Origin of the sequence: Loigolactobacillus iwatensis (assembly GCF_003950295.1) — a bacterium.
GTDB classification, from domain to species: domain Bacteria; phylum Bacillota; class Bacilli; order Lactobacillales; family Lactobacillaceae; genus Loigolactobacillus; species Loigolactobacillus iwatensis.
In genome coordinates this window covers 1-5,761 of the sequence record NZ_RHNP01000046.1, presented here as the reverse complement: position 1 = coordinate 5,761, position 5,761 = coordinate 1, and the positions used below count along the sequence as shown (strand labels likewise).

The 5,761-nt window shown below is 41.6% G+C and carries 3 protein-coding genes; all 3 read right to left on the bottom strand.

Annotated elements, in window-relative coordinates; all coding sequences use genetic code 11:
* Positions 1-112: 112 nt before the first annotated feature.
* Positions 113-1,180, bottom strand: a complete 1,068-nt coding sequence (locus tag EKM98_RS10595; RefSeq protein ID WP_125982572.1) for a DarT ssDNA thymidine ADP-ribosyltransferase family protein — start codon at positions 1,178-1,180, stop codon at positions 113-115.
* A 4-nt stretch (positions 1,181-1,184) separates the two neighbouring features.
* Positions 1,185-2,129 (bottom strand): macro domain-containing protein, encoded by a 945-nt coding sequence (locus tag EKM98_RS10590; RefSeq protein WP_125982571.1) that lies wholly within the window; start codon positions 2,127-2,129, stop codon positions 1,185-1,187.
* Between the two features lie 444 nt (positions 2,130-2,573).
* On the bottom strand, positions 2,574-5,761 hold a 3,188-nt coding region (locus tag EKM98_RS10585), incomplete at its 5' end, for an MBG domain-containing protein (protein ID WP_164512702.1).

The following is a 5,761-nucleotide window of genomic DNA, read 5'->3' as shown; positions in this document are numbered from 1 at the left end:
ATAACTAAAAACGGTTCAACTGAAAACACGAATGTTTCCAGTTGAACCGTTTATTTTTGGAGACTTATGTCACAGCCTCTTTGCTGTTATTTTGTTTAAACCGTAATACACCTTAAAAGGGTAACTCGTCCATTATAGCGAGATTCTTTTCATAGGTTCCTAAATAAGCAATGTGACCATCAATTTTCACTGTCACCCGGTAACTATCAACCGGATCATTGAACTGTAACGCAATTTTATCTAAGAATAACGCACGTTTATTAGCGTCAGGCCAAACTACATAAGAACCATTTGGATAATCAATCCTAACTGTTAAATTTAAATACCAATCAGTATTTTCCTCATTTTGCGCAAATAGTACTTTAGAAGAATCTGTATTACCCCAATCTTCTGGGAAAGGCCTATTTGTAACGTTTTTTAACAGAATTTCTTTATCTGTTAATTCAACACTATCAACAAAATTACGATCCTTAAAAAAGAAGTCCTGCGTACCAATCTTTATAATGTCATCATACTTAGTTATATTTCGATCATGCAGTAAATTTAGTAGCGTTTCTTGTTCGGCAACAGATCTTACTAAAATACGTGACAAATCAGTTAGATCTAGTTGATCCTTTACGATAATTTCAGCATGTCGATGTCTAATTATATCCCGCTTTTCCTTCTCGCTTATATTAAAAAGCGCACGATTGTGGTAAATCGATTCAAATGGTAATTTACTAAATTCATCGGGTGTGGAATATAAATTAACGTGTTCGTGAATAGCAAGAGATCGATCGCTAAATTGCACACCTGGTTGTAGCAGTAACTTAGGTAAATCAAATAGGAAGAAAATTGGAACTGGGCAGTTAGCATCTAGCCCACCTCTTAGCGCAGAAACCTTGACCCCTTCATTATTGTACTGTGTTGGTGTTTTTGGTCTGAAATAAAGACGTACATAATCGGCTACAAAGTCATCGGTTCCATTTATGACATCAGTACTGGCATTGTCATTTACCATTTCATTTTGCGCTATACTTTGCCTTCGCGACAATAGAAGACCACTATCTAGAATATTTACTGCATTATTGATGTCAGTAAAATGATAAGCAAACCGCGGCCATAACTTCCTCTGCATTGGTGTCAGCCCTGTAGCGACTTTCCCATCGACAAGTTGCTTTATGATCGTCCGATAATCCATATCGTCACACCTCGCCTATGATTGCTTTATGATCATTGAATTCTATTGTATTTTCATTCGATAAAAGCATACTCTCATTTAATGACAAAGCAGTCATATCGTGCCCTGCCCAAGTAATTTGAATGATATCAATATATGGTAAAGAGCTGACCAAGTGCTCAAAGAATATCACATCATCATGCTCATGAAGTATTTGTGGAAATTCCATAATAGAAACAAGGCCCTTGTCGCGTAAACGTGTCCATATCTCCGAAATATCTGCTTGTGACAACGAATAACTTTCGCCATTCTGTTTCTCGATCACAAGAAACGGAACTGCTGGATCCCGATAAGAATCATCTAGTGCTGCCTCAGAAAATGTCACAGTATGACCTTCTTCTTGAAAAGTACCAGAAGAAAAGTTATCCACCAACTCGGCCTTAAATTCATGGATACTAATTGACCGTGGTTCAGCGTCTAACCATTTATTCATTTCCCTAACATTTTTATACTCAGGAGAATTATTGGACTGATTGTATAAATGAATATAAACATCAATTGGTAATTTTTTGAGATATTTTTCCATTAATGGCTTAACTTGGCTATCCCAATCAAGTCCACCATTTCCTACTCCAAGTTGCGGAAATGAGATTGATTTAATTTTCTTTTCCTCATAAGTTTGAACAAATTTTTGTAAACCGGCCTCAATATATTCGATTCGAGATTTCTGCCGCCAGTTTTTTTTCGTAGGAAAGTTAAGCACCCATTTATTATTTGACTTATATAGCCAAAGCTTACCAACCGATAACGCGCCTGTTTCACAAAATCGTTGATACTCCTTGAACATATCAGGATACATTTTTTTAAACTTCAAGGCGATACCTTTTCCCATAACACCAACAGTATTAACAGTATTAACTAACACCTGTGCTGGGCTTTCGAAAAGATTAGTTTTTACATAAATTAGCATGGAAACATCTCCTTTCATTCATATACCAAAACTGGCTACACTTTTAAATTATAACACGGCGCTTAGAGAATGTTTGGTCAACAACCTTCAAGTTTTGAACTAAAACTCATGAATTTAAACCATTTAAGATTGACTAACTCCTCCTTAATATTTGCCACAGGCCGTATAGTCCTATATAAATAAACTACGCATCCTTAATTATTTTTCGTTATAATTTAACGACTATATTACGCCACCATCCAGAATCATTTTTAGTATTTTTTGAGTCCAGTACATCAATTTGTGGACACTTTTTTTACTAGTGTTTCTCATTTTTTCAAACTAATTTCGGCGTACTCAACCATCACGATGCCCCTTTGTAAATACGTTATCATATCCAATTTTAAATTTTTATTCCCACTCAAAAAAGGGCGTACCCTCACGGATACGCCCTTTTTTAGACCTCTAATCTTTATCTTCATGTTTCTTGCGTCGGATACCGATTAGGCCAAATAATCCACTGAGTAAGGCCAAGCCTGCCGTCGCAACAACATTACCTGACGTCTCATTTGTTTGTGGCAATTTAGATTTATCAGTTACTGCTGCGGCCTTTAAATTAACAGTCGAGTTGCTGGCAGCTTTGCTTGCTGTCGCTACTGTCGTTGTCTGATTACCATTATTGCCTGTTGTACCAGTACTTGTGGCACCATTATTGCCTGATGTTGCACCCGTACCATTGCCCGTGGCGCCAGTGTTACCGCCGTTACCAGGGCTCGTTTGACCACCATTACCAGAGTTATTATTGCCACCTGGATTAGTTTGGTTGCCGTTCCCTGGATTGACGTTGTTGCCGCCTCCTGGGTTGGTTTCGTTACCGCCACCTGGATTGACGTTGTTGCCGCCTCCTGGGTTCGTTTCGTTACCACCGCCTGGATTAGTTGTTGCAGGTTGAATCACGAACGTTCCGGCGATGAAATCATTAGCGGTTAACGCATAGTTCTGTTCAGCCATGATGCGCTGTTGTGCCGCCGCACTAAGCGTTACTGAATAAGTGCCCGCCTTCGTTGGAATACCAGTTAATACCTGGCCATTTTCCGTGAAGACAAAGTCAGCATTGCTTACCGGAACTTGCACTAAATGATTTCCGAAACTGACCGTGAAGGTTGGTGTCCCGTCGCCTTCCTTGATCGTCTGATTATTAACGGTTACTTGCGTTGCTTCATCATTAGGCGTGGTTGCCTTTTGCGTAATCGTAAACTTGCCCGCAATTGGAACAACCGTGTAGTTAACATTCGCACCAACTTCGATGCTTGTCGTGTATGATCCGACATTTTCGCCAGATTCACGACTAACCGTATAAGCTAACGAGTCGCCAGCGATTAAACCTGCACCAACCGTTGCCGTCAAACTTGGATCCTTTTCGCCAAATACCTTTTTCTGATTGTCAGCCGTCAGTGTAATTGGTTTCTTTGCAATCACGTACTCAGCTGTGCCAAAGTCAGTTGCTGCAAAATCGTAGTTTGGATTAGCGGCCTTGATTGCGTTCTTCGCGGCATCACTTAAACGTACTTGGTAAGTTCCGGCATTAACCGGAACGCCCGCCAAATCCTTACCATTTTGGCTAAAGACTAAATCAGCGTTCGTATACGTTGTTTGTTTAAGCGCTGAACCTAAACCAATTGTAAAGTTTGGTGTTGTGTCGCCATAAGTGACTTTTTCGTTACCAATGGTTGTTTGCGTTGCTGCGTCGCCTGGTGTGGTCGCGGCTTTCACAATGGTCATCGAGCCCTTGTTAGTCGTGATGTCGTAGTTACTGTTGACGTTGTTCGCATCAGCTTTCACCGTAACATCATAGTGACCGACAGCCGTTTGATCATTGTTACCAGTCGTGTAAGTGATTGTTTCACCTTTAACTGCACCGTTGACTACAACATCTAAGTGATGTGCCTTGCCATCATAGGTAATGTCATCATTACTTGTGACGGTTAAAGTCGCTTTCGCTTTGGCAATGGTAGCGTTACTGGTTAAGGCAGTTAGATCACCTAAGTCATAGTCACTGTTGGCATCGGTTACTGCTTTAATACCTGCCGCTGTGAGTTTGATCTTGTAATCGCCAGCGTTAACTGGGTTCATCACTACTTTACCGTTAGCGTCCACGTATTCGTAGTCGCCCGTTGTTAAAGTCACATCTTTTTCTGGTCCTTGGAACACTGGGTTGTCACTGAAGCTTGAGCCATCATAGGTCTTATTCAGTGTTTCACCCTGGGCGTCACCAATCGTAACGCCGCCTGGTGTCGTTGCAGCTTGCACAATAGTCATCGAGCCCTGGTTAGTCGTGATGTCGTAGTTATTGTTGACGCTGTTCACGTCAGCTTTCACCGTTACATCGTAGTGACCGACAGCCGTTTGATCATTGTTGTCAGTCGTGTAAGTGATTGTTTCACCGTTAACTGCACCGTTGACCACCACACCTAGGCTGTGCGCCTTGCCATCATAGGTAATGTCATCATTACTTGTGACGGTTAGCGTTGCTTTTGCTTTGGCGATTGTAGCGTTACTTGTTAAGGCGGTTAGATCACCTAAGTCATAGTCACTGTTAGCTGCAGTTGCTTTATCAATTCCAGCTTGTGTGAGTTTAACCTTGTAATCACCAGCGTTAACCGGGTTCGTCACTACTTTACCGTTAGCGTCCACATATTCGTAGTCGCCTGTTGTTAAAGTAACATCTTGTTCTGGTCCTTGGAACACTGGGTTGCCATTGAAGGTTGACCCGTCATAGGTCTTATCCAGTGCTTCACCCTGGGCGTCACCGATCGTAACTTCACCAGTTGTTGCGGACTTTGGCTTAATCGTGTAAGTCCCGGCAATAAAGTCACCAGTCGTTAACGTGTAGTTCGTGTTTGCTGCTTGAACTTTAGCTTGTCCGGCTGCGTTCAAGTTAACTTGGTACGTCCCTTTATTTGTCGGAATACCATCTAACTTCGTCTTGCCGTCAGCACTATAGAAATCAAAATCATCATTCGTAAACGTTACTTTACTCAAATCCAACTGACTATCTTTACCTACCGTCGCTGTGAAAGCGGGCGTTGCGTCACCATAGGTAATTTCTCGATTACCTGTCTTCACCTGAGTTGTTTCATCAGTTGGGGTCGTTGCCTTTGGATCAATTGTATAAGTTCCAGCAATAAAGTCGCTGGCGCTCATTGTATAGTTAAGATTCAATTTTTCAATTGCTGTTTTAGCATCGTCACTCAACGTAACTTTGTAGCTGCCCTTATCCGTTGGAACACCATCGGCATCGACCTTAACTGTATTAGCTAAAGCACTGCCATCTGCGTTCGTGAAGACAAAGTCGCTATTGGTCAACGTTGGTAATTTAATTGCTGAGCCTGGTGTCGCCGTAAAGACTGGCGTGCCTTGGCCGTAAGTGATGTGTTGATTATTGGTTGTCACCTTAGTCGTTGCATCATCTGGTGTGGTTGCTTTTGGCTTAATTGTATAAGTGCCAGCAATAAAGTCATCCGCGCTCAAGGTATAGTTCCCATTTACCGCTTGGACCTTAGCCTGACCGGACTTGTTCAAATTAACCGCGTACGTTCCTTTATCAGTTGGAACACCATTGGCATCTACCGCGCCTTTATAAGCACTTGTTG